The organism is Stenotrophomonas aracearum, from assembly GCF_031834615.1.
Lineage (GTDB): Bacteria > Pseudomonadota > Gammaproteobacteria > Xanthomonadales > Xanthomonadaceae > Stenotrophomonas > Stenotrophomonas aracearum.
In genome coordinates this window covers 2,916,479-2,941,573 of sequence record NZ_CP115543.1, presented here as the reverse complement: position 1 = coordinate 2,941,573, position 25,095 = coordinate 2,916,479, and the positions used below count along the sequence as shown (strand labels likewise).

20 protein-coding genes are annotated in these 25,095 nt (G+C 67.1%); 13 read left to right on the top strand and 7 right to left on the bottom strand.

Annotated elements, in window-relative coordinates; translation table 11 throughout:
- Window positions 1-28: 28 nt before the first annotated feature.
- On the bottom strand, window positions 29-1,732 hold the full coding sequence (locus PDM28_RS13425; protein ID WP_311182402.1) for an alkaline phosphatase: 1,704 nt from the start codon (window positions 1,730-1,732) through the stop codon (window positions 29-31).
- A gap of 152 nt (window positions 1,733-1,884) precedes the next feature.
- On the opposite strand from PDM28_RS13425, the gene PDM28_RS13420 reads away from it, so the two are divergent.
- The 7 genes from PDM28_RS13420 to PDM28_RS13390 all read left to right on the top strand — a co-directional run bounded on the left by PDM28_RS13420 (window position 1,885) and on the right by PDM28_RS13390 (window position 9,288).
- Entirely contained in the window at window positions 1,885-3,198 is a 1,314-nt protein-coding gene (locus PDM28_RS13420) for a dicarboxylate/amino acid:cation symporter (RefSeq protein WP_311182401.1), read from the top strand.
- A 240-nt stretch (window positions 3,199-3,438) separates the two neighbouring features.
- Window positions 3,439-3,972: a hypothetical protein gene (locus PDM28_RS13415; protein WP_425507603.1), complete on the top strand. Its 534-nt coding sequence runs from the start codon at window positions 3,439-3,441 to the stop codon at window positions 3,970-3,972.
- Window positions 3,969-4,607, top strand: coding sequence for a hypothetical protein (locus tag PDM28_RS13410; protein WP_311182400.1), 639 nt, complete (start codon window positions 3,969-3,971; stop codon window positions 4,605-4,607). The genes PDM28_RS13415 and PDM28_RS13410 overlap by 4 nt, the downstream gene beginning before the upstream one ends.
- A 43-nt stretch (window positions 4,608-4,650) precedes the next feature.
- Window positions 4,651-6,195, top strand: a complete 1,545-nt coding sequence (locus PDM28_RS13405) for an adhesin (protein ID WP_311182399.1) — start codon at window positions 4,651-4,653, stop codon at window positions 6,193-6,195.
- A gap of 141 nt (window positions 6,196-6,336) precedes the next feature.
- The gene (locus PDM28_RS13400) at window positions 6,337-7,041 is read left to right on the top strand and encodes a C39 family peptidase (protein ID WP_425507602.1); all 705 of its coding nucleotides are present in this window, start codon (window positions 6,337-6,339) and stop codon (window positions 7,039-7,041) included.
- A gap of 8 nt (window positions 7,042-7,049) precedes the next feature.
- Entirely contained in the window at window positions 7,050-7,934 is an 885-nt protein-coding gene (locus PDM28_RS13395; protein WP_311182398.1) for a hypothetical protein, read from the top strand.
- A 43-nt stretch (window positions 7,935-7,977) separates the two neighbouring features.
- Window positions 7,978-9,288: a transporter gene (locus PDM28_RS13390; RefSeq protein ID WP_102944489.1), complete on the top strand. Its 1,311-nt coding sequence runs from the start codon at window positions 7,978-7,980 to the stop codon at window positions 9,286-9,288.
- Between the two features lie 123 nt (window positions 9,289-9,411).
- Here PDM28_RS13390 and PDM28_RS13385 read toward each other — a convergent pair whose 3' ends face one another.
- The 3 genes from PDM28_RS13385 to PDM28_RS13375 all read right to left on the bottom strand — a co-directional run bounded on the left by PDM28_RS13385 (window position 9,412) and on the right by PDM28_RS13375 (window position 12,440).
- Window positions 9,412-10,749, bottom strand: coding sequence for a sigma-54 interaction domain-containing protein (locus tag PDM28_RS13385; RefSeq protein ID WP_311182397.1), 1,338 nt, complete (start codon window positions 10,747-10,749; stop codon window positions 9,412-9,414).
- 246 nt (window positions 10,750-10,995) lie between these two features.
- Window positions 10,996-11,760 carry a C40 family peptidase gene (locus tag PDM28_RS13380; protein ID WP_311184691.1) on the bottom strand — a complete coding sequence of 255 codons (765 nt, stop codon included), beginning with the start codon at window positions 11,758-11,760 and terminating at the stop codon, window positions 10,996-10,998.
- Between the two features lie 146 nt (window positions 11,761-11,906).
- Window positions 11,907-12,440, bottom strand: a complete 534-nt coding sequence (locus PDM28_RS13375; RefSeq protein WP_311182396.1) for a C40 family peptidase — start codon at window positions 12,438-12,440, stop codon at window positions 11,907-11,909.
- 117 nt (window positions 12,441-12,557) lie between these two features.
- Between PDM28_RS13375 and PDM28_RS13370 the strand changes: the two genes are divergently transcribed.
- The 5 genes from PDM28_RS13370 to PDM28_RS13350 all read left to right on the top strand — a co-directional run bounded on the left by PDM28_RS13370 (window position 12,558) and on the right by PDM28_RS13350 (window position 16,827).
- The gene (locus PDM28_RS13370; RefSeq protein WP_070207632.1) at window positions 12,558-13,037 is read left to right on the top strand and encodes an FKBP-type peptidyl-prolyl cis-trans isomerase; all 480 of its coding nucleotides are present in this window, start codon (window positions 12,558-12,560) and stop codon (window positions 13,035-13,037) included.
- Between the two features lie 89 nt (window positions 13,038-13,126).
- Window positions 13,127-14,353 (top strand): DUF418 domain-containing protein, encoded by a 1,227-nt coding sequence (locus PDM28_RS13365; RefSeq protein WP_311182395.1) that lies wholly within the window; start codon window positions 13,127-13,129, stop codon window positions 14,351-14,353.
- A 30-nt stretch (window positions 14,354-14,383) separates the two neighbouring features.
- Window positions 14,384-15,739 (top strand): glutathione-disulfide reductase, encoded by a 1,356-nt coding sequence (gorA, locus tag PDM28_RS13360; RefSeq protein WP_311182394.1) that lies wholly within the window; start codon window positions 14,384-14,386, stop codon window positions 15,737-15,739.
- A 13-nt stretch (window positions 15,740-15,752) separates the two neighbouring features.
- A complete protein-coding gene (locus PDM28_RS13355) occupies window positions 15,753-16,124 on the top strand; it encodes an MGMT family protein (RefSeq protein WP_311182393.1) in 372 nt (123 codons plus the stop codon).
- Window positions 16,125-16,158: 34 nt separating this feature from the next.
- Complete coding sequence (locus PDM28_RS13350) at window positions 16,159-16,827, top strand: rhomboid family intramembrane serine protease (RefSeq protein WP_311182392.1); 669 nt, start codon at window positions 16,159-16,161, stop codon at window positions 16,825-16,827.
- Between the two features lie 99 nt (window positions 16,828-16,926).
- Here PDM28_RS13350 and PDM28_RS13345 read toward each other — a convergent pair whose 3' ends face one another.
- Window positions 16,927-18,936 carry a M13 family metallopeptidase gene (locus tag PDM28_RS13345; RefSeq protein WP_311182391.1) on the bottom strand — a complete coding sequence of 670 codons (2,010 nt, stop codon included), beginning with the start codon at window positions 18,934-18,936 and terminating at the stop codon, window positions 16,927-16,929.
- 135 nt (window positions 18,937-19,071) lie between these two features.
- Complete coding sequence (locus tag PDM28_RS13340; RefSeq protein ID WP_172448082.1) at window positions 19,072-21,186, bottom strand: M13-type metalloendopeptidase; 2,115 nt, start codon at window positions 21,184-21,186, stop codon at window positions 19,072-19,074.
- A 194-nt stretch (window positions 21,187-21,380) separates the two neighbouring features.
- Between PDM28_RS13340 and PDM28_RS13335 the strand changes: the two genes are divergently transcribed.
- The gene (locus PDM28_RS13335; protein WP_311182390.1) at window positions 21,381-22,976 is read left to right on the top strand and encodes a phytoene desaturase family protein; all 1,596 of its coding nucleotides are present in this window, start codon (window positions 21,381-21,383) and stop codon (window positions 22,974-22,976) included.
- 74 nt (window positions 22,977-23,050) lie between these two features.
- Here PDM28_RS13335 and PDM28_RS13330 read toward each other — a convergent pair whose 3' ends face one another.
- On the bottom strand, window positions 23,051-25,093 hold the full coding sequence (locus tag PDM28_RS13330; RefSeq protein WP_311182389.1) for an alpha/beta hydrolase family protein: 2,043 nt from the start codon (window positions 25,091-25,093) through the stop codon (window positions 23,051-23,053).
- Window positions 25,094-25,095: the final 2 nt, after the last annotated feature.

The window sequence follows — 25,095 nt, the reverse complement described above, 5'->3', positions numbered from 1 at the left end:
GGCAGAGCCCGGCGCTACCTCGCTGCGATCATTCCGCCTTGCGTTCGAACGCCTTCGGGGTCGGTAGTTCCACCGGCACGCCCTTGGCGTCGCAGGTGCCGGCCTGGCACAGGCGCTCGCGCAGTCGCGGGGTGGCCTGGACGATCATGTGGTAGATCGTGTTCTGCTCCATGGTGCCGCGTACCGCCTTGCTGCCCGGGCCACGGGCCCAGATGCCGACGTCCTCGCCACCGTGGCTTTCGCTCTTCATCGGCACCAGCGCTTCCTGCATGTAGTCCGGGTGCTCGGTATCCACGTGGGTCAGGTCCGGGCGACCCTTGACCGGGTCGAAGCTGCTCGGGCCGTGCGGATAGGTCTTGGGGCCGGCCGGCTGCTGGTTGGTGGCGCCGGTGAAACCGGGGCCATTGGCGTAGCTCAGCGTGGTGTAGGGCAGGCCAGTGCCGTCGCGGGCGAGGTCCAGTGCGCCGGCGCCGTCTTCGCCGCCCTTGTCCTTGACCTTGCCCAGGATCGGGTTGCCACGCGCCGGGTAGCCGACGAAGTTCAGCGTGTGCGAATGGTCGGCGGTGACGATGATCAGGGTGTCCTGGTCGGAGGTCGCCTCCACTGCCGCGCGTACCGCGTCGGACAGCGCCACGGTGTCGCTCAGCGCACGGTAGGCGTTGCCGCTGTGGTTGGCGTGGTCGATGCGCGCACCTTCCACCATCAGCACGTAGCCTTCCTGGTGGCGCGAGAGGTTGGCGATGGCGGCCTTGGTCAGCTCGGCCAGGCTCGGCTCGCCGGACGGGTCATCCTTGCGCTCGATCTCGTAGCGCATGTGGTCCGGCTCGAACAGGCCCAGCAGCGCCGGCGCATTCGCCGCCGCCTTCAGCTGTTCGGCGTTCCACACATAGGCGCCCTGCGGGTGCGCCTGCTTCCACTCGCTGACCAGGCTGCGCCCGTCCAGGCGCAGGCCGACCTTGTCGTCGTACTCCGGGTCGGTCTCTTCCACGGTGGTGAACTGCGCGCGGCCACCGCCGAGCGCGACCAGCGGGCCCTGGCCGTAGCGCGAGGTGGAGAGCAGCTGCTGGGCGATGTCCTGGCAGCCGGCGGCCTTGGCGGCTTCGGGCAGGTCGGTGTCGTTTTCCCAGTTGCGTTCGGGCGAATGCGCGTAGGTCGCCGCCGGGGTGGCGTGGGTCAGGCGCGCGGTGGAGACCACGCCGGTGGCCATGCCGGCGCTGTCGGCCAGCTGCAGCCAGGTCAGCAGGCCCTTGTCGAGGCTGTCGGCGCAGTCGCTGCGGGTGCCCGCGCTGACCCCGATCGCGCCCATGTGGGTCTTCACGCCGGTGGTGATGGCGGTCATGGTGCCGGCCGAATCGGGGGTCTGCGAATCGGTGTTGTAGGTCTTGCTGAACGCGGTGGCCGGGAAGCGCTCCCACGACAGCAGGTTCTCTTCACCCGGATTGCCGTTGCGCTGGCCTTCGAAAATGCGCGCGGCCGCGACCGTGGTCAGGCTCATGCCGTCGCCCAGGAACAGGATCACGTTCTTGGCGCGGCCGTCCATCGCGCCACTGCCGGCGGCGCGGGCGGCGCCGCTGCGGTACCACCACTGCGGGGTTTCACCGGCCGGGTGGGCCACGGTCGGTACATCGACCTGAACGGTGCCGGTGGCGCGGGAGGAGGAGGCGGGGGTGGCGCAGGCGCCGAGCAGCAGGGTGGTGGCGACAGCCGCCAGCAAAGGGGTGGAACGGGGCATGGACGCGCGGATCTCATGAATGAAACGGGCATTCATTATGCCTAACGCCGCAAGGCACGCCGATGACACGCTGGATTCCCCCGGCATGCCTCGTTCCGGCGGGCCGCTTGGGCTATGGTGATCCGCTGTATCACTCTCTCCCTGGAATGCTCATGACGCTGGTATCTGCCTGGCTGCGGATCCCGTTCTGGCAGCGTGTACTCGGCGGTTTCGTGCTGGGCGCGCTGGCCGGTTGGCTGCTTGGTCCCGCTGCCGAGGTCTGGTTCGGCCCGCTGGGCGACCTGTATGTGACCCTGATCAAGATGATCGCGGTGCCGCTGGTGTTCTTCGCGGTGATCAACGCGATCTCCTCGCTGCATGGCCAGAAGTCGGTGGCCGCGCTGGGCGGGCGCACTTTCCTGTGGTTCATCATCACCGCCGCGCTGGCGGTGGGCATCGGCCTGCTGGTCGGCACCGTGATGCAGCCGGGCACCGGCGCGCTGAGCCTGAGCATGGACCACGGCTACACCCCGCGTGAGGTGCCGAGCGTGGTCAAGGTGCTGATGGACGTGGTGCCCTCCAATGTGTTCTACGCCCTCACCGGGATCGGTACCCGGGTCAACGCCGCCGGTGAGACCGTGCTGGCCGCAGGCCGTGGTTCGATCCTGCCGGTGATCTTCTTCGCCGGCCTGCTCGGCTTTGCCATGGTCAAGCTGGGCGACAAGGTCGCCGAAGCACGCAAGCTGACCGGGCAGATGAGCGACATCATGATCCAGGTCACGCGCTTCGTGCTGGAGATGACCCCGCTCGGTACCTTCGGCCTGATCGCCGGCCTGGTCGGCAGCTACGGGTTCGAGAAGCTGCTGCCGCTGGGCAATTTCGTGCTGGCGCTGTACGTGGCCTGCGCGCTGCATATCGTGCTGGTGTACGGCAGCCTGCTGCTGGCGCACGGGCTGAACCCGCTGAAGTTCTTTCGCGGCGCGGCGCCGGGCATGCAGGTGGCGTTCGTGAGTTCCTCCAGCTTCGCGGCGATGCCGGCGGCGATGCGCTCGATCACCCACAACCTGGGTGTGAACAAGGATTACGCTTCGTTCGCGGTCCCGCTCGGTGCCAGCATCAAGATGGACGGCTGCGGCGCGATTTATCCGGCGCTCTGTGCAGTGTTCATCGCGCAGTACACCGGCGTGCCGCTCACCCCCGAGCAGTACGTGGTGGTGCTGATCGCCTCGGTGCTGGGCAGCTTCGGCACCGCCGGCGTCCCGGGCACGGCAGTGGTGATGGCCACCGTGGTATTGAGCGCGGCCAACCTGCCGTTGGAAACCATCGGCTACCTGTATGCGATCGACCGCATCCTGGACATGATGCGCACCATGACCAACGTGACCGGGCAGATGCTGGTGCCGGTGCTGGTGGCCAAGGAAACCGGCCTGCTCGACCGCGAGGTGTACGACAATCCCTCGACAAACCTGGGCGTGGAAGAACGCTGACTGCGCGCTGTGACACCTGTATCTCCGGGTGTAACAGCGCTGATACACCCAACTGTGAAGCAAGTGTTATCAGGGTTCGTGCCGATGACGGTCGCGTTCAGGTGATGTGAACTTCGACGCGGGTGTAACACCTGCGTTGCAGGCGCGGCGCCAGAAGGTGTCCAAAGGCCCATGAAACGGGCTTTTTGAAGTTGGCACGATTGCTGCTCCATCCCTCCCGCATCTTGACGGGAGGTCGCAATGGACAGCGTTCACGTATCAGGCAAGGCAACCGCGATGGCATGGCTGGTGGCGGCAGCGGTGCTGCTGGTGCCGGCCGCGGTACAGGCTTCGGGTGCCCGCCAGGGCGTGAAGCAGCAACCGGGTGAGATCGTGCTGCTGCGTGATGTCTCCGCACGGCCGGCCTACCGGCCCGCCCCCCCGGGCGTGGCGCTGATCGCCGACCCGTCCCCGCGCCGTGAAGTCGCCGGCACGCTGGGCACCTCCACCGGCATGGATGAACTGAGCGACGACGATTACGCCTCGCTCGGCTCCAACGCCGGCATCGCATCGACCCACCACCAGACCACGGTCGAACGGGTCACCACCGGCACCGTCAACAACACGTTGGGCCGTGCCACCACCAGTGGCGTGCTTTCCGGCAACACGCTCGGCCGCGCCATCGGCGGCCCGATGGGCGCGGTGGGCAATACCACCCGCGGCATCGGCGACCAGGTACGGGGCGCACTGGCCCAGTTCCCGCTCGGCCAGCCTGCAGGTGGGCCCGGCAAATGAAGCGTGTCACTGTCCTTCTGTCGCTCGGCCTGCTCTCCGTCCTGCCACTGCCGCTGCATGCGCAGCACGCAGACGACTACGCCAGCATGCTCGGCTACCTCAACCACACCCGCCTGGACGGCCGCGCGCTGAGCAACGCCGACGGCGCGGTGACGGTCAACATGGCCGCCGGCGACCTCAACCTGCAGGGCAACCTGATGGGCATCGCCAGCGGCGACAACGCGCAGGTGCAGGTCGACGCGCGCCAGCTCCAGTCCAACAACCGGGTGCGCGCCAATGGCGCACTCGACGCCAGCGCCAGCATTGGCGGACAGGCACTCAGCGGCGCCCGCGGCGTCGCCATGATCAACCAGGCCAGCGGCATCGGCAACGCGACGCTCAACATCGTCACGGCCACGCTGGCGCAACAGGGCATACGCGAGACGAACGACGAGGCCCTGGCCGCGTCGGGGGCACTCGCGTCAGCAGGGGGGCAGGGCACCGCAGCACGCGGTGGTTCCGCCGGTACCCGCAGTGTCGCCGTGGAGGACACCGCACTGCAGGGATTCGACGGCGTTCTGCAACTCAATCAAATCGCGGGTTCCGGAAACATCACCGCCAACCAGTTGGGCATGTCGGTGCAGTCCACCCCGTGATCTGTTTCATCCACCCGATTGATCCGTGAAGAGAGAGGGCATCATGAACACCATGAACAAGACGGTACTGGCGCTGGCCATCGCTGTTGCGGCTACCGCTTCCGCTGCGGCTGCAGACAATCAGAACCAGAGCGCGTTCATCAACCACATCCACAACGTGTGGGAAACGCGCACCAACCTCAATACCAACGCCAACACGAACCTCAACACCGACGTCGACACCAACATCGACACCAATATCGATACCGACGTTGATACCAACATCAATACCGATATCAACACCGCCATCGATACCGACATCGATACCAACATCCGCAACGACTGGGATTCGCGTACCCGCGTACGCAACAACAGCACCACCAACACCGATACCACCACCACCACCGAAACCACCACCAAGTCGTACAGTGACACCCGCGACGTCAATCACACGCGCAATGTCACCGTGAACGAGGACGTGCAGAAGAACAGCAACATCCAGGCCGACGAGCGCAAGGAAAAGAACAACCACGGCGTCGACGTGAACCTGGAATCGGACCTGCAGGTCGGTGCGGACGTGCAGTTCCGCGGTCGTCCGACCGTGTCGGGTGACCTGGAAGTCGACTCGGCGGCGATCGCCATCATCGACAACCGCCAGTCGGTCACCGACAACCATGGCGACAACGAACTGCTGGACAACAACTCGTCGATCAGCGAAAACACCGCACAGGACGCTTCGGGCAACCTCGGCTTCAATACCGCCGCCGGTGACAACAATGCCCAGGACAACGCTGCGGCGCTCTCCGCCGCCGACGCCTCGTTCACCTTCGGCATGTCCGATGCCCAGGTGTACGTGAACCAGTACGGTGCGGGCAACCACACCTACAACGATGGCGTAGCCAACAACTCCAGCCTCAGCGGCAACGCCTTCCGTGGTGCCACCGGCAACATCGGCGTGAACAGCGCGGCCGGCAACAACAACGAGCAGAAGAACGCGCTGGCCGCATCGGTCTCGACCGCACGCATGGCCACCGCGAGCATCAGCTCGAACCAGATCTCCACCGACAACAGCGTGTCCAACGAGGGCTACACCAAGGCCATGCGTGACACCACCCAGGTCACCCTGCGTGGCACGGTCCGCGGTGGTACGGCGGCCATCGGCGTCGGCGGCTATCGCGGCGAAGGTGCGGCTTACCAGCAGTCCAACCTGTATGCGGACAGCTGGGATGGTCCGTCGCACTCGGGTGGCGACTCCACCGGTCACATCGACTATGACAACCAGACTCAGGGTGCCGTACAGAACCCGAACCGCGAAGGCGTGGGCGGCTTTGCGTTCGACACCGAAGAGCAGGGCGTCCTGGCCTACGGTGAAGTCGGTTATGCCGACCTGCATGCGAGCCTGAGCGGCACTGTGTCGTCGACCCAGTGGATCGTGCAGAAGGCCGAGAACAACGCCTCGCTGTCCGGTGACGCCTTCCGCGGCGCCAGCGGCAACATCGGCGTGAACGTCGCGGCCGGCACCGGCAACCTGCAGGCCAACAGCCTGGCCCTGGCCGTGGCCCAGCCGTCCACCGGTGGCGGCAACCCGGGCGGCGGTGGCGGCGAGTAAGCCTGTCCGTTTTCGCAAGCAACACGCGTTGAGCGCAACAAGCCCGGTCATCCGCCAATGGCCGGGTTCCCCCGGGAGCCCCTGTCCCATCCTCCCCCTTTGGGGCAGGGGCTCCTTCCTCACCTTCCGGAGCCTTCGCCGATGTGGTCGACCCGAGCCCTGTGCTGCGTGATGTTGCTGCTGTTGCTGCTGCCGGCAGGCGCAACGCGCGCCGGTGACGTGGCCTTCAGTGGCGTGCTGCCCAATGGCGCGGTATTCACCCAGAAAGTGGAGAGCATGCAGGAACGGCGCTTCCGCAACATGGTGCGCCAACACACCGATTACAGCTGCGGCGCGGCCGCATTGGCCACCATCCTGCGTTACGCCTACCACCTGGACGCGGACGAAGGCACGGTGATCGAAGGAATGATGGGAGTCTCCGACCCCGAACTGGTCCACCAGCGTGGTTTCTCGCTGCTGGACATCAAACGCTATGTGGAATCGCTGGGCATGCGAGGGCGCGGTTACCGTGTCGACGAAGACCGTCTGCGTTCAATGCGCATCCCCGGACTGGTGTTGATGGATGTACGCGGGTTCCGCCACTTCGTGGTCCTCAAGCAGGTCCGTGACGACGTGGTGGACGTAGCCGACCCGATCCTGGGCAACCGCAGCATTCCCATCAACGAATTTCTCGAATCATGGCCGTCGCGCGCCGTGTTCGTCGTGATCGGTAGCGATTTCGACCGCAACACCGTGCTGCTGCAGCCCGGCGAACGGCCCAGCGCCCGTTCGCTGTATGCCCGGCAAGGGCCGATAACCGACGCGGAACTGGTCGACTTCGGTTTTGCCCACGCCGATCTGTTCTAGGAGGCAACATGAACATCGCACCATGGACGCCCGCCGTACTGCTGCTTGCCCTCGCAGGCATCGCCCCGGCCCATGCGGCCGACGCGCCGAAGGCAGAGCAGGGGCGCCCCGGCAAGGGACTGAACGAGATCCCCGACCCGGAACTCAACCTGATGCGCGGCCGCTACACGGTCAATGGCACCTCGGTCGCCTGGTTCGGCGTCACCATGATTTCGCAGTGGCAGGCCGGCAACCAGTCCGCGCAGGCCGCGCTGACCCTGGGCATGGACTTCCGCAACAGCACCAGCACTCCGAAGGTCACGTTCACGCCCAGCGTCACCGTGACCGCCGCCGACGCACCGCTGCCGGTCACGCCGGGACGCAGCGTCGACTCCAGCGGCCTGCAGAACGTAGCGGGCCTCACCCAGAGCGTGCAGGTTGCCGGCGACAACAACGTGGCCAGCAACGCCACCCAGTTGAACGTGCGTGACGGCAGTGCGCCGCCCACCACCGAAACACCTGCAGCGCCGGCGGCGGTCGCGCAGACCAGCCCGCAGGAGTCCGCCGCCCCGCAGGCGACGGCACAGCAGCCCAGTGTCGAGCAGGCCGTTGCTCAGCAGGCGCCGGCCCAACAAGCCACCGCACAGCAGGGCGGCGTCAGCGCCGTGGCCCAGCAGGACGGCAACAGCGCCAGCGTGAAGCTGGACATCCAGGGCGTGGGCCAGGTCCAGCAGTGGATCCGCAACGGCAGCGTCGGACAGAGCATCGCCATCAGCAGCGACGGACAGGCGGTCCGCAATCGCATGCAGATCGACCTGGTCCGGCAGACGCTGGCCAGCGGTGCATCGTTGAACCAGAACGTAGCCCAGGCGATGAACCTGGTGCGCGGTGTTGGCATGGGGCCCGGCCAGTAATCCTGGCCGGTGGGGGAACCACACAGAACCGCAGGGCAAGGAAATGCACACCTCGATCCGCAGAACACCGCTGGCGCTGGCGGCGCTGGCACTGATCGCATCGGCCAGCGCAGGCGCACAGAACGCGCCAGCCACGCCGACCGACGAAGCCGACGTCAAGGCGCTCATCCAGCAACTGGAACTGCTCAAGGCCAACTACGCCCAGGAAGTGCGCAGGCTGCGGGAACTGGACATGCAGGTGCAGGCCATGCAGGCCCGCCTGAGCGGCAAGACCGCGCCGCTGGCCGGTACCGCACCCGCTCCGCCGCAGCCGTCCAGCGCACCGGCCGCACCGCCCAGCGGTGACGGCTATGCCAGCACCGCCTCCGAAGCACAGGAAGCCAAGCAGGCCTCGCGGCGCAGCGTCGACGACGTCAAACAGCAGACCTCCACGCTGTTCACCCGACGCTTCACCCTGGAAAACAGCCTCACCTACGCGCGTTACGACCGCAAGCAGCTCACCCTCAACGGCTTCCTCGCGCTCGACGCGATCTTCCTCGGCAACATCGCCATCGAAAACGTCGAGTCCGACACCCTGACCTACAACCTCGCCGCCCGCTGGGGCCTCACCCCGCGCCTGGCGTTGAACCTCGACGTCCCCTACCTGGCGCGCAAGACCGTGTTCCAGAAGGGCGGCGCCGGCGGCGCCGCCGCCGCCATCGCCCAGGAAGAAACCACCGGCAACGGCATCGGCGACGTCAGCGTCAGCGCCAACTACAAACTGTTCTCCGAGCAGGGCCGCAGGCCGGAAACCGTGCTGACCGTCGGCGCCACCGCCCCCACCGGGCGCGAACCCTACGGGCTGGACTGGAAGGTCCTGCAGCGCGACGACGACGACTTCATCCGCTTCGCCGTGCCCGCCGAACAACCCACCGGCAACGGCGTCTGGCAGGCCAACGTCGGCCTCTCCGCCGTCAAGACCGCCGACCCTGCGATCCTGTTCGCCAACATCGGCTACATCCACTCCTTCGAAGCCAGCTTCGACGACCTCGATGCCAACCCGGACACCATCAACCCGGGCGACGTGAAGCTGGGTGGCTCGTACTACTTCGGTGCCGGCGTGGCGTTCGCCTTCAACGAACGCACCAGCCTGAGCATCTCTTTCAGCGACAAGCTCAGTGCGCGTGCATCCACGCGATTCCAGGGTGGGCAGTGGGTGAAGATCGTGGGGAGCGATGCAAATGCGGCGACGTTGAATCTGGGTATCACGTACGCGTTGAACCAGAAGACGACATTGGTGAGTTTGTTGGGGATCGGCCTCACGCCGGATGCGCCAGATTTCACGTTGGCATTCAAGGTGCCGTACATGCTTTGAGCACGCTCAAAGCATGTATGGCCGAGCATTCCACCTAAACCCCGCGCCGTTGGCGCGCCCCCTTCAACACGAAGGGGGCTCTGCTCACGATTGGTGTAGGCATCAGCGTCAGGAACTCTGACTTCAACGCAGTTCCGGCAACGCCAGCTGGTGCTTGCGGCACAACCGATACACCGTAACCCGAGAAACCTGCATCGTCCGAGCACACGCGGTGATGTTGAACGCGTTGTCGCGCAACGCCTGCAGCAGCGCATCCCGCTCCGCCGCCTGGCGCGCGTCGTGCAGCATCCGCTGTGGCATCTCCACCTGCGGCGGCAGCAGCTCCAGGTCGGCCACGCTGATCAGTTCCGCCTCGCTCACGATCGCCGCCCGCTGCACCCGGTTCAACAGCTCCCGCACATTGCCCGGCCAGTTGAAACGCTGCAGCGCACGCGCCGCCTCCGTACTGAACCCCCGCGCCCGCGTCACATGCCGGCGCCGGAAGCTCGCCAGGAAATGCTCCGCCAGCAACACGATGTCCGTCCCACGCTCACGCAATGGCGGCATCGGCAAGCGCAGCACATTGAGCCGGTAGAACAGATCGCGGCGGAACTGCCCGCGCTCCACCGCCTGCTCCAGGTCCACATGCGTCGCCGCCACCACCCGTACATCCACCGACACCGGATGATTGCTGCCCACCCGCTCGATCGTGCCCTCCTGCAGCACCCGCAGCAGATTGGTCTGCGCGTCCAGCGGCAGGTCCCCGATCTCGTCCAGGAACACCGTCCCGCCCGTCGCCGTCTCGAACAGGCCCAGCCGCCGCGTCGCCGCGCCCGTGAATGCCCCGCGCTCATGCCCGAACAACTCCGACTGCACCAGCGCCGCCGGAATCGCCCCGCAGTTCACCGCCAGGAACGGACGCCCATGGCGCGGCGACAGCGCATGCAGTGCCTGCGCCGCCAGCTCCTTGCCCGTGCCCGTTTCCCCCGTGATCAGCACCGGCAGATCCACCGGCGCGAACTTGCGCAGCGCCGCCCGTGCCACCTGCAGCACCGCACTGTCCCCGACCAGCGCCTGCGCACCGGCCGGCTGTCCCGCCGCCTCACCGTCGGCCAGCTGCTGCAGCCGCAGCACCAGCCCGGTCACGTCCAGCGGCGTCGTGTAGGTCTCCGCGCAGCAGCCCAGCAACGCCTGCAACGCCGGATCGGCCGGCAGCGGACCGGCCGGCAGGATCGCCAGCAGCCGCATGTGCCGGTGCTGTTCCAACAGTCCCTGCAGATGCTCCAGGTTGCCCGGCGGCGTACCGCGCAGGTCCAGCAGCCCGACCACCAGGTCGTTGCTGCGCATGCCGATCGCCACGCACTGGTCGCTCGCGACCCCGCGTACCTGCCAACCTTCCGCTGCAAGGGCGGCCCGCTCGGCCGCGTGGGGGTGCCCAAACCAGATTACACACCGGGCCGGAAATTCAGGGACTGCCGCCATGCGTCACCTTTGAGGAAAACATCCCGGGCGGTGTCTACAGGGTCGGCGTGCCCCGACGGGCCGCCCCCCACCGGGATCAACAGCCCCGCCGGACCCGGCCTGGGCTGGTCGCGTGCAAAGCGATTTGCTCGAACGACAGTAGGGACAACGCCGGTTGCCGCCCGGACCGGCCACCGCCCGCCCCAACGAAAAAGGCCGCTGCAGGGCAGCGGCCTTCTTCACGGCAGGCGGATCGGTCGGGTCGGCTCAGAGCTCGACGCGGCGGGCCTGCATGAACTTGCCACCCCAGTAGCCCGAGACCAGGCTGTCCACGCGGACGTCCTTGCCGGTGCTGGGCGCGTGCAGGAAGCGGCCTTCGCCCACGTAGATGCCCACGTGGTCGACCCGGCCCTTGCGGCCGAAGAACACCAGGTCGCCCGCGGCCAGCGCGTTGCGGTCGTTGATCAGCTGGGCTTCGCCATCGTGGGCCATTTCACGCGACACGCGCGGCAGCTCGATGCCCAGCGCGGTCTTGAACACATACCCGACCAGCCCGCTGCAGTCGAAACCGCTGTCCGGCGAGGTGCCGCCCCAGCGGTACGGCGTGCCCAGCAGGGTCATCGCACGGCGCAGCAGCGACTGCACCTTGCCGTTGTCGGCTTCGCCACCGACCACCACCCCGTTCGCACCGGAACTGGCGTCGTAGTTGGCCAGCAGGCGGCTCAGATCGCCGGCGAACATCGCCGAGCGGTCCATCAGCGGAATGGTGTCGTTGGCCGCCAGGTGCGGCAGCAGGGCGGCAAGGGTGGCGCTGGCAGCGGCATCGGCCTTGCTGCGGGCCGGCGCTTCAGCCTTCGGCTTGGCGGCGGCGGGTGCTTCGGCGACGGCAGCAGCGGCAACCGGCACGGCATCGACGGCGGTCGTCGGTGCTGTCTGTGCCCAGGCCGGAACACTGGCCAGGCAGAGGGCGAAAGCGAGAAGAGCGGGGCGGGCAGTGCGCCGGAAAGTGGCGGTCTGGCCTTGGCACGTCAGGTCGGCTGTCGTCACGCGGCGGTCACTGAATAAAAACGATGGGTGATGATGCCGTGTAAGTCGTGTGATTTGGTACAAATTCCGTTAAATGTTCGTTAAGAACAACGTGATTCAAGTCACACTTTTGAACCTTTGCCCCATTCATTTCAGTGAAGTACGCGTTTCGCTCCCGTGTAGTGCTGCTTCCAGTACGTCCCGCCGAGCGAGTCCAGCCGCACCGTTCCCCCGGTGCTCGGCGCGTGCACGAACCGTCCTTCACCCACATATATGCCGACGTGTAACACGTTGCCGCGGTCCCCGAAGAACACCAGGTCGCCCGGCGCCAGCCGCTGCGGGTCGATCTTCGGGCCCTGCACCGCCGCCAGGTCGCGCGAGGTGCGCGGCAGCTTCAGGTCGAGCATTTCCCGGTACACGTAGGCGACCAGCCCGCTGCAGTCGAACCCCGACTCCGGCGTGTTGCCGCCGTAGCGGTAGGGCGTGCCGACCAGCCCGATGGCGCGCATCAGCACCGCGTTGGCCGCCTGCGGGTCGTTCGGTACCACCGTCGGCCAGACCTGGGTGGAGGCCGGCGGCGCGCTCGGGCGGGGGGGCCTGCCACCGCCGCAGGCGGCCAGCAGGGCCAGGCAGAGCAGGGCGGCGCCCCGGGCGAACGGGCCGATCGAGCGCGGAACTGGCGTCATGTGCGTGATGTCCGGATAATGCGCGACCTCAGAAGGCCGTCATGATGGCGGCGTATCCGGCGGGCGACAACCCGTCCCACCCGTCTGCCCTGGCAGCCCCAGAACAAGAGTTCCCGCATGAAGATCGAAAAAGACCGCGTTGTCCGCTTCCATTACACCGTTGCCGAGCAGGGCCAGGAGCCGATCGAAAGCTCGAAGGACCGCGACCCGCTGGCAATCCTGATCGGCCACGGCAACATCATCCCGGGCCTGGAAAACGCCATGATGGACAAGGAAGCCGGCGCGACCTTCGAGGTCGACGTCAAGGCGGCCGATGCCTACGGCGAACGTCGTGAAGGCCTGACCCAGCGCGTGCCCAAGAAGCACTTCGGCACCACCAAGCTGACCCCGGGCGCCCAGGTCGTGCTGCAGACCAACTTCGGTCCGCGCGCGGTCACCGTGCAGAAGGTCGGCATGAGCGTGGTCGACGTCGACCTGAACCACCCGATGGCCGGCAAGGACCTGCACTTCTCGGTGGAGATCGTGGACGTGCGCGAAGCCAGCGCGGAAGAAATCGAGCACGGCCACGTGCACGGCGACGGCGGCCACCAGCACTGAGTGCAGGCCACCGCGTAACACCCACGGCCCGCTTCGGCGGGCCGTTGCGTGTCTGCTCCATACTGTCCGCCCCGATCCGCGAGTCGCCCGTGAAGCCTGCCACCCCGTCGCTGCAGCCCTTGGCCGGTGGCGACCGCATTGAAGTCATCGACATCCTGCGCGGGGTCGCGCTGCTCGGCATCCTGTTGATGAACATGGAAGCGCTGAGCGGTCCGCTGGACCTGGCCTTCACCGGGATCGACCCGCACTGGACCGGCCTGGACTACGGGGTCGATGCGGCGGTGTACGTGCTGGTGCAGGGCAAGTTCTTCACCCTGTTCTCGCTGCTGTTCGGCGCCGGTTTCGCGATCATGGCGCAGCGTGCCGAAGCCGCGCGCCGCGACTTCACCCCGTTCTACCTGCGCCGCAGCGCCGGCCTGCTGCTCATTGGCCTGTGCCATGCGCTGCTGGTCTGGTCCGGCGACATCCTGGTGATCTACGCGCTGGTCTCGCTGCCACTGCTGGCCACCCGCGAAGCGCCGCAGCGCTGGCTGCCGGCCATGGGCGTGCTCACCTACCTGTGCGCGGCCGCGATGATGCTGCTGCTGGGCGCCGTGGTCGGCCTTGCCGCACAGGCGCAGGGCGAGGGCGGCAGCATGGCCAGCGCCATCGCGCAGGGACAGCACACCGTTGAACTGCAGCGCCAGGCGTATGGGCATGGCACGTTTGTCCAGGCCGTGGCGCAACGCGCCAGCGACCTCGGCACGGCCCTGTCCGGCGCGCTGATCATCGGTCCGGAAGTGCTCGGCATGTTCCTGCTCGGCAGCTGGTTCGCGCGCAGTGGTGCACTGGCCGAGCCGAAGCGCTTCGAGCGGTTGTATCGGCGGCTGCGCCTGGGGGCGTTGCCGGTCGGCCTGGGCCTTATGCTGCTCAGCGCGCTGTGGGTCCCGTACCTGGCGCCGGGCACCTTCACCCCCACCACCGGCGCGGCTTACGCGCTGTCGTCGCTGGCCAGCCTGTTGATGTGCCTGGGGTACCTGGCGTGGATCGTGCATTGGCACCGTCACCTCCGCGTGCTCGCGCCGATGGGGCGCATGGCACTGACCCAGTACATCCTGCAGTCGCTGGTCTGCACCTGGCTGTTTTACGGCTACGGCCTGGGCGCATTCGAAACGCTGCCGCGTGCCTGGCAGGTGCCGTTCGCGCTGGCCCTGTTCGCGCTGCAGGTGCTGCTCAGCCACCTGTGGCTGAAGCACTTCCGCTTCGGCCCGCTGGAATGGGTGTGGCGCGCGATGACCTACGGGCGCTGGCCAGCGTTGCACCATCCTCACGCCTGAGGCGCAGGCGGGCGTGGCATGCTTGCGCACATGACAACGCACTTTGATTACGACCTGATCGTGCTCGGTGGCGGCTCCGGCGGCCTCGCGGCCGCGTTCCGCGCCGCGCAGCATGGCAAGCGCGTGGCGATGCTCGAACCGGGCGAACTCGGCGGCACCTGCGTCAACGTCGGCTGCGTGCCGAAGAAGGCGATGTGGCTGGCTGCCGACCTCTCCAGCCGGGTGACGCTCGCCGCCGCAATGGGCTTCGACGTGCCTACCCGGCCGACGCTGGACTGGAAGGAACTGGTGGTGCACCGCCAGGGCTACATCGCCAACATCCATGCCAGCTACCTCAAGCGCCTGGACGACACCGGCGTGGTGCGCGTGCCGCGCAAGGGGCGGCTGGTCGATGCGCACACGGTGGAATGCAGCGACGGCATCCGCATCAGCGGCGAGCACATCCTGCTGGCCACCGGCGCGCACCCGCAGCGCCCGGACATTCCCGGGGCCGAACTGGGTTCGGTGTCCGACGATTTCTTCAACCTGTGCAGTGCACCGGAGCGCGTGGCGATCGTCGGCGGCGGCTATATCGCGGTCGAGCTGGCCGGGTTGCTGCAGGCGCTGGGCAGCCGGGTCACCCTGCTGGTGCGGGGCGAACGCCTGCTGGAACGCTTCGACGCGGAACTGACCGCACAGCTGGCCGAGAACCTGCGCCACCACGGCGTGCAGCTGCACTTCAATTACCGCCTGCGCGAGCTGCGCCGCGACGGTGACGATGTCATCGCCTACGGTCACGACGGCCCGGCCGAACCGCGTTTCGACCAGCTGTTCTTCGCTACCGGCCGCCGTGGCAACAGTGCCGGACTGGGGCTGGAAGCGCTGGGAATTGCCATTGGCGACAAAGGCGAAGTGGACGTCGACGACTGGCAGACCACCGCCGTGCCCAGCGTGCATGCAGTGGGCGATATCGCCGGCAAGGTCGGCCTGACCCCGGTGGCGATCGCCGCTGCGCGCAAGCTGATGGACCGGCTGTTCGGTGGCAAGCCGCAGGCGAAGATGGACTACGAAAACGTCGCCAGCGTGGTCTTCTCGCACCCGGCGCTGGGCGCGGTAGGCCTGACCGAACAGGAGGCGCGCGAGCGCCACGGCGACGTGCGCGTGTACTGCACCAACTTCCGCCCGATGGTCCAGGCGCTGGCCGACGGCTCGCAGCGCAGCCTGTTCAAGCTGGTGTGCGTAGGCGAAGACGAACGCGTGGTCGGCGTGCACCTGCTCGGCGAAGCCGCCGACGAAATCCTGCAGGGGTTCGCGGTGGCGGTGAAAATGGGTGTAACCAAGGCGCAGCTGGACGACACCGTGGCCATCCACCCGACCTCGTCCGAAGAAATCGTACTGATGCGTTGAGGAGGTCCCGCGCATGAAAAAGTCCTCGCCCAGCGCCGACGACGCGGCCGATGCCGCCGCGCAGGCACGTGCGCGGATCGTGGCGGTGATCCGCGCGATCCCCCGCGGGCAGGTGATGGGCTACGGCCAGGTCGCGGCCAAGGCCGGGTTGCCGGGCCGGGCCCGGCTGACCGCGCGGGTGCTGGGCATGAACGACGACCCGGACCTGCCCTGGCACCGGGTGCTGCGCTCGGACGGTCGGATCGCCATGCCGGAAGGCTCGCGCGGCTGGCGCGAGCAGAACCAGCGGCTGCGCGCCGAAGGCGTGGTGATGGAGCGCGGCCGGGTCAAGCACATGCCCCGGGCCGAAGACGACCTGGATGCTGCGGTGTGGGGCCCGGGCTGACGTTATGATGGGCCCGGTTCCAAAGGATGCCCCCATGTTTCCGCGACTGCCCACCGTTACCAAGGCACTGTTGATCGCCAACATCGTGCTGTTCCTGCTGCAGCAGCCGTTCCTGCTCGGCAACGGCACCTTCGAGCCGTTCATGCTGCAACCGCTGCGCGGTGGCTTCGACCCGTTCTCGCCGGGCGGCAACTTCCAGCCGTGGCAGCTGCTCACCTATGGCTTCCTGCATGGCAGCTTCGGCCACCTGTTCTTCAACATGCTGGCGCTCTTCATGTTCGGCGCGCCGCTGGAGCAGACCTGGGGCGAGAAGCGCTTCCTCATCTATTACCTGGTCTGCGTGGCCGGCGCCGGCCTGTGCCAGCTGCTGGTCGGCGCGATGCTGACCGACCCGGCGACCGTGCTCGGTGCCTCCGGTGGCGTGTTCGGCCTGTTGCTGGCCTACGGCATGCTGTTCCCGAACCAGCGCGTGATGCTGCTGTTCCCGCCCATTCCGATGAAGGCACGCACCTTCGTGATCGTATTCGGCGTCATGGAACTGGTGTTGGGCGCGACCGGCTGGCAGCCGGGCGTGGCCCACTTCGCGCACCTGGGCGGCATGCTGTTCGGCTGGCTGTTGATCCGCTACTGGCGCGGCCAACCGCCGTTCAAGCGGCGCCCGCCGGGTGGACCGAAGCGGCCCAACCATCTGCGCAGCGTGTAATCGACGTTGAACGCACAACGAAAAATGCCGCGACCAGGATCGCGGCATTTCCGAGCGTAGAGCCGGGCTCTGCCCGGCTCCGCGTATCCCGCGGTTTCCTCAGCGCCAGACCTTGATCTGGTCGCCTTCCACGCGCTGCATCGGCTGGCCCGGCTTGCAGCTGTAGGTGGCACCGAACGACGGCAGGTTCGACAGCGGACCGTTGGTGCGCCACTTGCCCGGCGCCATGGTGTCCGAGGTCAGCCGCTGCGCGGCTTCGTTCGGCGACAGCTGCTGCGGCCACAGGCTGGCCCAGGCGCGGAAGAAGCCCTGCTGGGTGGCCGGCTTGGCGCCCGGCTCCACGGCGTTGTACGCCGCCCATGCCAACTCCAGCCCGGCCAGGTCGGCCAGGTTTTCTTCGCGGGTCAGTTCGCCGTTGACCTTGGCGCCCTTCACGCCGGGGAACTCGTAGCCGCTGAACTGCGCAGCCACGCGGTTGCCCAGCAGGTTCCAGGCGGTCTTGTCGGCCGGGGTCCACCAGCTGCGCAGCTCGCCCTTGGCATCCACCAGCGAGCCCTTGGCGTCGATCGCACGGGTCAGCTCATGCGCGACCAGCGCGCCGTAGCTGCCGTACTTGTCGGCGGTGTCGGACCGGGCGTTGAAGATCGGACCCTGCAGTGCGGCGGCGGTGACGATCAGGCGGTTCTGCGCGATGTCATAGGCCAGTGCCGGCTGCTGCGGCAGCACGTCCCAGCGACGGTCGGCGTTGCCCTTGCCGATCCGCTTCATTTCTTCGCGGTGGCGCCAGGTCGAGGCGATCAGCATGTTGCTGCCGAAGCTGCCACGGCCCATCGGCTGCACGCTGTAGTCCAGGTCGCGCAGCGGGGTACCGATCTCGATCTTCATCGCGGCCAGCTTGGCCTGCGCTTCGGTCTTGGCTTCCGCGCTCAGCCAGCTGTTGGCCTTGACCGCTTCGATCTGGGTCTCGCGGATCTTGTCGGCGATCACTGCCGCCTGGCGGCGATCTTCAGCCGACAGATGGCGCGCGGCGTATTCGCGGCCGACCATCGGGCCGGCGGCCACGTTGATGGCGTCGAGCACCTGCTCCCAGCGTGCCGGGGCGATGGTCTCGCCACGGATCACGCGGCCGCGGAATTCGAATTCGGCATCGCGGTAGGCCTTGGACAGGTACGGCGCCATCGCGTCGCCCACGCGCCAGCGCAGGTAGGCCTTCCACTGCTCGGGCTTGATCCGGGTGACCATGCCGTCGAGCGCCTTGAACAGCGCCGGGTCGGACAGCGAGACCAGGTCGTCGTTGACGCCCTGCGCCTTCAGGAAGGCGTCCAGCTGCAGGTTGCGGTAGCGGCTGTTGAGCTCCTTGGTGGAGATCGGCGCGTAGTTGTTGAACGGGTTGTTGATGCCGGCCAGAGACTGCGCGTTGCGCGCAAGCTCGGTTTCCAGCGCGATCACCGCCTGCGACTCGGCGTCGAGGTCGGCGGCCTTGGTGCCGGTCAGCGCCAGGATCTGCTTGACGTAGGCGCGGTAACGGGCCATCAGGGCCACGGTGTCGGCGTCGGTACGCGTGTAGAAGGCCGGGTCGGGCAGGCCCATGCCGCCCTGCATGAAGTAGCCGATGTGGCGGTCCAGCGCCTTCAGGTCGATGTCCGGGGCGAAGTTGAACGCCACCGGGATGCCGACCTGGTGCAGCGCGGCGATCGAGGCCGGTACGTCCTTGGCTTTCTTGATCGCGTTGATGCGGGTCAGCAGCGGGGCGATCGGCTGCGAGCCATCGGCCTCCACCGCGGCTTCGTCCAGGCCACTGGCCCAGAAGTCGCCCAGCAGTTTCTGCACGTTGCCCTGCGGCGCCTTCATCGCGCCATCCAGCAGTTCGCGCTGCTGCACGCGGGTACGTTCGGCCAGTTGGCCCAGCGCGGTGGTGGCGCCGGTCTGCGGCACCGGGTTGGCCTTCAACCACCCGGCATTGGTGACGTCATGAAAGTCGCTGCACTGCGCGGCAACGGCAGGTGCGCGGCTGGCAGCCTTCTTTTTCGGGGCGGCGGAGGCGTCGGTGACGACCAGGGTGGCCAGGCCCAGACCCAGGGCGATGGCAAGCGGACGAAGGTTGGGCATGCGAAGCAAATCCGGAAGGATTGAAGACCGGCGCACTATAGCAAGACCCAATGAAAACGCCGCATGCAAACACAAAGGCCCGGGCAGTGCCCGGGCCTTCGTGCGCATTCACGCATCACGCAGGGACGTGATGGATTACCAGATCACGACCTGCTTGTCGCCGGCGCGGACCATCGGCGAACCCGGCTTGCACTCGAACGCCTTCGCGAAGGTCGGCAGGTTCGACGGCGCGCCCATGGCACGGAACGCGGCCGGGGCGTGCGGATCGGTCTTCAGGCGGACCGCTGCGTTTTCCGGGGTGTACTTGGTGCGCCACACGGTGGCCCAGTTGAAGAAGAAGCGCTGGTCGCGGCTGAGGCCGTCCACCATCGGGTCATCCTTGCCGGCACTGGCCTTCTGCAGGGCGTCGTACGCGGTCGCCAGGCCACCCAGGTCGGCGATGTTCTCGCCCAGGGTCAGCTTGCCGTTCACCGCCGTGTCGCCCACCTTGTACCCGTCGAACTGGTTGACCAGCTTGCCGGTCAGGCCGCTGAAGTTCTTGGTGTCAGCCTCGCTCCACCAGTTCTCGAAGTTGCCGGTCGGCCCGAAGCGGCTGCCCTGGTCGTCGTAACCGTGGGTCATTTCGTGGCCGATCACCGCACCGATGCCGCCGTAGTTCAGCGCGTCGTCGGCCTTCGGGTCGAAGAACGGCGGCTGCAGGATGGCGGCCGGGAACACGATCTCGTTCTGCAGCGGGTTGTAGTACGCGTTGACCGTCTGCGGGGTCATGCCCCACTCGGTCTTGTCGACCGGCTTGCCGATCTTGGACAGGGCGAACTTGTAGTTGAACTCGTTGGCCGCGCGCACGTTGCCGAAGTAGCTGTCACGGCCGGTGGTCAGCCCGCTCCAGTCGCGCCACTTGTCCGGGTAGCCGATCTTCGGGGTGAAGGTTTCCCACTTGGCGATGGCCTTGGCCTTGGTTTCGTCGCTCATCCAGGTCAGCCCCTGGATGCGCTCCTTGAGGGAGGCGGCCAGGTTCTTGACCAGCTCTTCCATCTTGGCCTTGGATTCGGGCGAGAAGGCGACCTTGACGTACAGCTGGCCGAACGCTTCGCCGGCATCGTTTTCGATGGTGCCCAGCACGCGCTTCCAACGCGGCTTCATTTCCTTCTGGCCGTTGAGGGTCTTGCCGTAGAACTGGAAGTTCTGGTCGGCGAAGGCGTCGGACAGGTACGGCGAGGCGCCGTCGATGGTGCGGAAGCGCAGGTAGGAACGCCACACCGACGGGTCGGTGTCGCCCAGCGCCTTGCTCACTTCCTGGTGGAAGCTTGGAATGGCCAGCGAGAACTTCTCCGGCGCGGCAATGCCCTGTGCCTTGAAGAACTCGGTCCAGCTGAAGTTCGGGGTGAGCTTGTCCGCGTCGGCAACGCTGACCGGGTTGTAGTACAGCGACACGTCGCGCGAGAGCTGCTCGCTGGACTTGGACGCCTTGGCCAGGCGGGTTTCGAACTTCACCACGTCCGCAGCCTGCTTGGCGGCATCTTCAGCGGTCGCGCCGGAAAGTTCCAGCACCTTGGCCACGTGCGCCTGGTAAGCCTTCAGCTTGTCGGCGTTCTTGGCGTCGGTGTAGTAGGTGGTGTCCGGCAGGCCCAGGCCGCCCTGGCTGGCATAGGCGATGTTCTGCGAGGAGTTCTTGAAGTCCGCTTCCGGTCCGAAGCCGAACAGCACGTTCTCGCCCTTGGCCGCGCTGGTGCGCAGGTAGTTGGCGATGGCGTCCTTGTCCTGCAGCGCGTCGATGGCGGCCAGGTCGGCCTTGATCGGCTCGATGCCCTGCGCGTTGATCTTGGCTTCGTCCATGCCGGTGGCCCAGAAGTCGCCGACGATCTTTTCGATGCCGGTCGGGTTCTTCACCGCCGCGACCTGTTCGGCCAGCTGGTGCTGCACGGCGACCGAGCGCTCGTCCAGGATGGTGAAGGCGCCCCAGCTGGTGCGGTCGCCCGGGATTTCATTGGCGGCCAGCCACTTGCTGTTCACGTAGTCGCCGAACGCGGTGCAGGCGTCCAGGCTCTTGTCCAGGTCGGACGGGTGGAAGGCGTTGTAGGCCGGCAGCTTGCTTTCGTCGAGCTTGAACTCGGTGGCGGCCGGGGCAGCGGCGGTCGGGGTGGCGGTGGAGGCCGCGCTGTCCGTAGCCGGTGCTTCGTTCTTGCCGCAGCCGACCAGCGCGGCCGAAACGGCCAGGGTCAGCAGAATCATTTTGGGAGTGCGAGAGATCACGTGTTGGCCTCCGGGCCGAAGAATCTTTCAGGGTGGCCCCACCCGGGGCCGTGGGCCAGACGATACGCCGCTGGACCGGCCTGCAAGGGTGTCGAAGGTCATGGCCGAACACAAGCCGCCACCCCGTGACAGGTCTTCACACGACTGCCACCGCAGGACAAGCGGCCGCGCGCCGGTGTATACAACCGTCCATGGGCACTTCCAACGCGCGTGGGTGGGATGCGGTCATCATTGGCGGCGGGCACAACGGCCTGGTCTGCGCGGCCTACCTGGCCCGGGCCGGGCGCCGCGTGCTGGTGCTGGAGCGGCGCGGGGTGGTCGGGGGCGCGGCGGTCACCGAGGAGTTCCATCCCGGTTTCCGCAATTCGGTCGCGTCCTATACGGTGTCGCTGCTGCAGCCGCGCATCATCCAGGAGCTGGCGCTGGCCGAGCATGGCCTGCGCGTGGTTCCCCGCCGGATCAACAACTTCCTGCCGCTGCAGGGCGACTACCTGCTGGCCGGTGCCGGGCTGACCCAGTCCGAGGTCGCGCGTTTCTCCGCGCGCGACGCCGAGCGCCTGCCCGCGTTCGAGCGTCGCCTGGAAGCTTTTGCCGACGTGCTGCGCGACCTGGCCCTGCAGGCGCCGCCGAACGTGGGTGACGGCCATTGGCTGACCCAGCTGCCAGCACTGTGGCAGGCCGGTCAGCTCGGACGGCGACTGCACGGGTTGCCGCCGGCACTGCGTCAGGAGTTGCTGGACCTGTTCACCATTTCCGCTGCCGAGTACCTTGACCGCTGGTTCGACAGCGAGCCGGTCAAGGCGCTGTTTGGGTTCGACGGAATCGTCGGCAACTACGCCAGCCCGGAGGCGCCGGGTACCGCTTATGTAGTACTGCACCACGCGTTTGGCGAGAGCAACGGCGTCAAGGGGGCCTGGGGCCACGCGATGGGTGGCATGGGCGCGATCACGCAGGCGATGGCGCGCGCTGCCATCGCCGCCGGTGCGGAGATTCGTACCGACTGCGGGGTGGCGCGGGTGCTGGTCGAACACGGCCGCGCGGTCGGGGTGGAAACGCTGCACGGCGAACGCATCCACGCGCGTGCCGTGGTGGCCAACGTCAATCCCAAGCTGCTGTACGAGCAGCTGCTTGCGCCGGAGCAGGTGCCGATCGCCACGCGCGAACGCATGGCCAACTGGCGGTGCGCATCGGGCACCTTCCGCATGAACGTGGCGCTGTCCGCGCTGCCGTCATTCAGCGTATTGCCGGGGGCAGGGGACCACCTCACCGCCGGCATCATCATTGCGCCGAACCTGGCGTACATGGAGCGCGCCTACACCGATGCCAGACAGTTCGGCTGGTCGCGCGAACCGATCGTGGAGCTGCTGATTCCCAGCACCCTGGACGACTCGCTGGCGCCCCCCGGACAGCATGTGGCCAGTCTGTTCTGCCAGCACGTGGCACCGGTGCTGCCGGGTGGGCGCAGCTGGGATGACCATCGCCATGAGGTGGCGGATCTGATGATCGCCACCGTGGACCGGCACGCGCCGGGGTTTGCGGATCTGGTGCTCGGGCGGCAGGTGTTGAGCCCGCTGGATCTGGAGCGCACGTTCGGGCTGATCGGCGGCGATATCTTCCACGGTGCGCTGAGCCTCAACCAGCTGTTCAGTGCGCGGCCGATGCTGGGGCAGGCGGATTATCGCGGGGCGCTGCCGGGGTTGTATCTGTGCGGGGCAGGCACGCATCCCGGTGGTGGGGTGACAGGGGCGCCCGGGCACAATGCGGCGAAGGTGATTCTCTCGGGCTGAAATGACATCGGCCACCCGAAGGTGGCCGATGTTGGGTCTGCGAGGACACGCATGGCGCGTCCCCGCGCCAAGGTTTACAGACCGCCGCCGCCGCAGCCCTTGCCGAGGTAGTCGTCGATCAGCTTGAGCTGGTCGCCCATGATCGCGCGGGTCCAGGCCGGGCCGTGCGCGTAGTCCTCGATGGCGTGGTACTCCACCGGCTGGCCGGAGTTTTTTGCCTTGGCCACGAACCATTCGGACTGTTCAATCGGCACGGTGCGGTCGCGGTCGCCGTGGTAAACCATCAGCGGGATCTTGATCTCGCCGGCCTTGTCCAGCGGGTTCAGGCCGGCCACGGTCTTGGCCTGGGCCTGGCGGAAGAACGGGTTGGTGTAGAACCGCGACCAGATCTTCTTGATGTCCGACACGCCGGCGCCGGCAATGGCGCACTTGTACAGGCCATTGGGACGCACCGACGCAGCGAACGCCGAGTAGCCGCCGTAGGAGAAGCCGAACATGGCGATGTGGCCGGGCTGGGCGATCTTCTGGTCGATCATCCACTGGGCACCATCGTCCTTGTCGTCCTGCATCTTCTGGCCCCACTCGGCGTCGCCGGCCATCCACAGCTTGCGGCTCCAGTCGGCCGAGCCACGGAACTGCGGGCGCAGTACCGCCATGCAGCGCGAGGCCATCAGGGGCACCCACATCGAACCGTCGAAGTCCATGCCGTCGCGGGCCCACGGGCCGCCATGTGGATGCACCACCGCCTTCCACGGGCCGGCACCGCACAGCTCGGTGTTCGGGGTGGTCAGGAACGCAGGGATGTCCAGCCCGTCGCGCGCCTTGTAATAGACCAGGCGGGTGCTGCCCAGTGCGGCGGGATCGAGCTTCGGGTAGGTGCGGGCCAACAGGGTGAGCTGGCCGTTGTTGAACAGGTAATAGGCCGGCGGATCGGCCGGGCCGGACACCGACACCAGGAAGGTCTTCAGGTTGGCACTGTAATCCAGCAGGCGGATCGCCTTGCCGGTGTCCAGCGCGGTGGTGGCCTGTTGACCCGTGGCCGGGTCGATCAACGTCACCTCGCTGGAGGTGATCTGCAGGGCCTGGCGCAGGCCCTGTTCAAGCGCCTTGAAGGTCGGGTCGGTCCACTGGATCTCATTCTGGCGCGGGCCGCTGTAGCCGACGCCGAGCAGCGCGCCAAACGGGACCCCGTCCACGCCCTTGTAGCGGTTCAGTACCACGCTGCCGGCGTTGAAGAACTTGTGCTCGAACAGCACTTCCTTCTGCCTGCGCGCGCTGATGTCGTATTCGTAGATGACGGTCTTGTCGCGACCGACGTTGCTCTGGATGAAGGCAATGTTCGGGTCTTCGGCGAAGCCGACCACCTGGGTGATGTCGCGGTCCTTCACGTACGAGCGGAAGTGCTCTTCCCAGGCATTGGTCGCCGGGTTGCGGAACTCGGTGGCGATGTAGGCGCCAGTGCCGTCCAGGTCCTGGCGCAGGCGCGCGCGCAGTTCGCTGTTGAGGTCGGTGACGTAGCCGGCCACGCGCTCTTCGGTCTTCTGGATGCGCTGCGCGCTGAAGGTGCGCAGGTTGACCTTGTACACGTCGCCGGAGTTGCTGCCCGAGCCGTTGATCACCAGGATGTTGTCCGGGTCGTTGGGCAGAGTGTCGAGCACGCTGGAATTGGACAGCGCCTGCTCGAGCTCTTCATTGCGGCTGGTGGCGCGCGGCGGGCTGATCGGCTCCTTCCACTGCTTGCCTTCGGTGTCGGTGATGAAGAACTTGCTGATGAAGGTCTTGTTGAGGCGGTCGGTGCGCAGGTCGAACGGCTGCCACAGGGTCACCGCGAGCAGGCCGTTCTTGATGAAGCTGACGCCCTGGAATTTCATGCGGCCGGCCCCGATCACGGTCGGCGCCGCGTCCAGCGCATCGGTCTTCCAGACCAGGATCACGCGGTCTTCGCCACGTGCCTGCAGGCCGGCGATCTGCTTGCCGTCGGGCGACAGGGACAGGCTGGAGACGTCGGGGAATGCGGCCATCTGTTCGATGGTCGGCACGGTCGGCCTGGCCAGCGCGGGCAGCGGGGACGCCAGTGCGATCGCCAGTGCGGCGAGGCCCAAGGATTTCAAACGCATCA

What these genes read in the sequence shown, in the direction of transcription:
- PDM28_RS13330 (WP_311182389.1), bottom strand. Translation starts at nt 25,093, where the DNA reads ATGCGTTTGAAATCCTTGGGCCTCGCCGCACTGGCGATCGCACTGGCG.
- PDM28_RS13355 (WP_311182393.1), top strand. Translation starts at nt 15,753, where the DNA reads ATGAAAAAGTCCTCGCCCAGCGCCGACGACGCGGCCGATGCCGCCGCG.
- PDM28_RS13350 (WP_311182392.1), top strand. Translation starts at nt 16,159, where the DNA reads ATGTTTCCGCGACTGCCCACCGTTACCAAGGCACTGTTGATCGCCAAC.
- PDM28_RS13400 (WP_425507602.1), top strand. Translation starts at nt 6,337, where the DNA reads ATGTGGTCGACCCGAGCCCTGTGCTGCGTGATGTTGCTGCTGTTGCTG.
- PDM28_RS13405 (WP_311182399.1), top strand. Translation starts at nt 4,651, where the DNA reads ATGAACACCATGAACAAGACGGTACTGGCGCTGGCCATCGCTGTTGCG.
- PDM28_RS13385 (WP_311182397.1), bottom strand. Translation starts at nt 10,749, where the DNA reads ATGGCGGCAGTCCCTGAATTTCCGGCCCGGTGTGTAATCTGGTTTGGG.
- PDM28_RS13425 (WP_311182402.1), bottom strand. Translation starts at nt 1,732, where the DNA reads ATGCCCCGTTCCACCCCTTTGCTGGCGGCTGTCGCCACCACCCTGCTG.
- PDM28_RS13390 (WP_102944489.1), top strand. Translation starts at nt 7,978, where the DNA reads ATGCACACCTCGATCCGCAGAACACCGCTGGCGCTGGCGGCGCTGGCA.
- PDM28_RS13420 (WP_311182401.1), top strand. Translation starts at nt 1,885, where the DNA reads ATGACGCTGGTATCTGCCTGGCTGCGGATCCCGTTCTGGCAGCGTGTA.
- PDM28_RS13395 (WP_311182398.1), top strand. Translation starts at nt 7,050, where the DNA reads ATGAACATCGCACCATGGACGCCCGCCGTACTGCTGCTTGCCCTCGCA.
- PDM28_RS13335 (WP_311182390.1), top strand. Translation starts at nt 21,381, where the DNA reads ATGGGCACTTCCAACGCGCGTGGGTGGGATGCGGTCATCATTGGCGGC.
- PDM28_RS13375 (WP_311182396.1), bottom strand. Translation starts at nt 12,440, where the DNA reads ATGACGCCAGTTCCGCGCTCGATCGGCCCGTTCGCCCGGGGCGCCGCC.
- PDM28_RS13410 (WP_311182400.1), top strand. Translation starts at nt 3,969, where the DNA reads ATGAAGCGTGTCACTGTCCTTCTGTCGCTCGGCCTGCTCTCCGTCCTG.
- PDM28_RS13345 (WP_311182391.1), bottom strand. Translation starts at nt 18,936, where the DNA reads ATGCCCAACCTTCGTCCGCTTGCCATCGCCCTGGGTCTGGGCCTGGCC.
- gorA (WP_311182394.1), top strand. Translation starts at nt 14,384, where the DNA reads ATGACAACGCACTTTGATTACGACCTGATCGTGCTCGGTGGCGGCTCC.
- PDM28_RS13415 (WP_425507603.1), top strand. Translation starts at nt 3,439, where the DNA reads ATGGACAGCGTTCACGTATCAGGCAAGGCAACCGCGATGGCATGGCTG.
- PDM28_RS13370 (WP_070207632.1), top strand. Translation starts at nt 12,558, where the DNA reads ATGAAGATCGAAAAAGACCGCGTTGTCCGCTTCCATTACACCGTTGCC.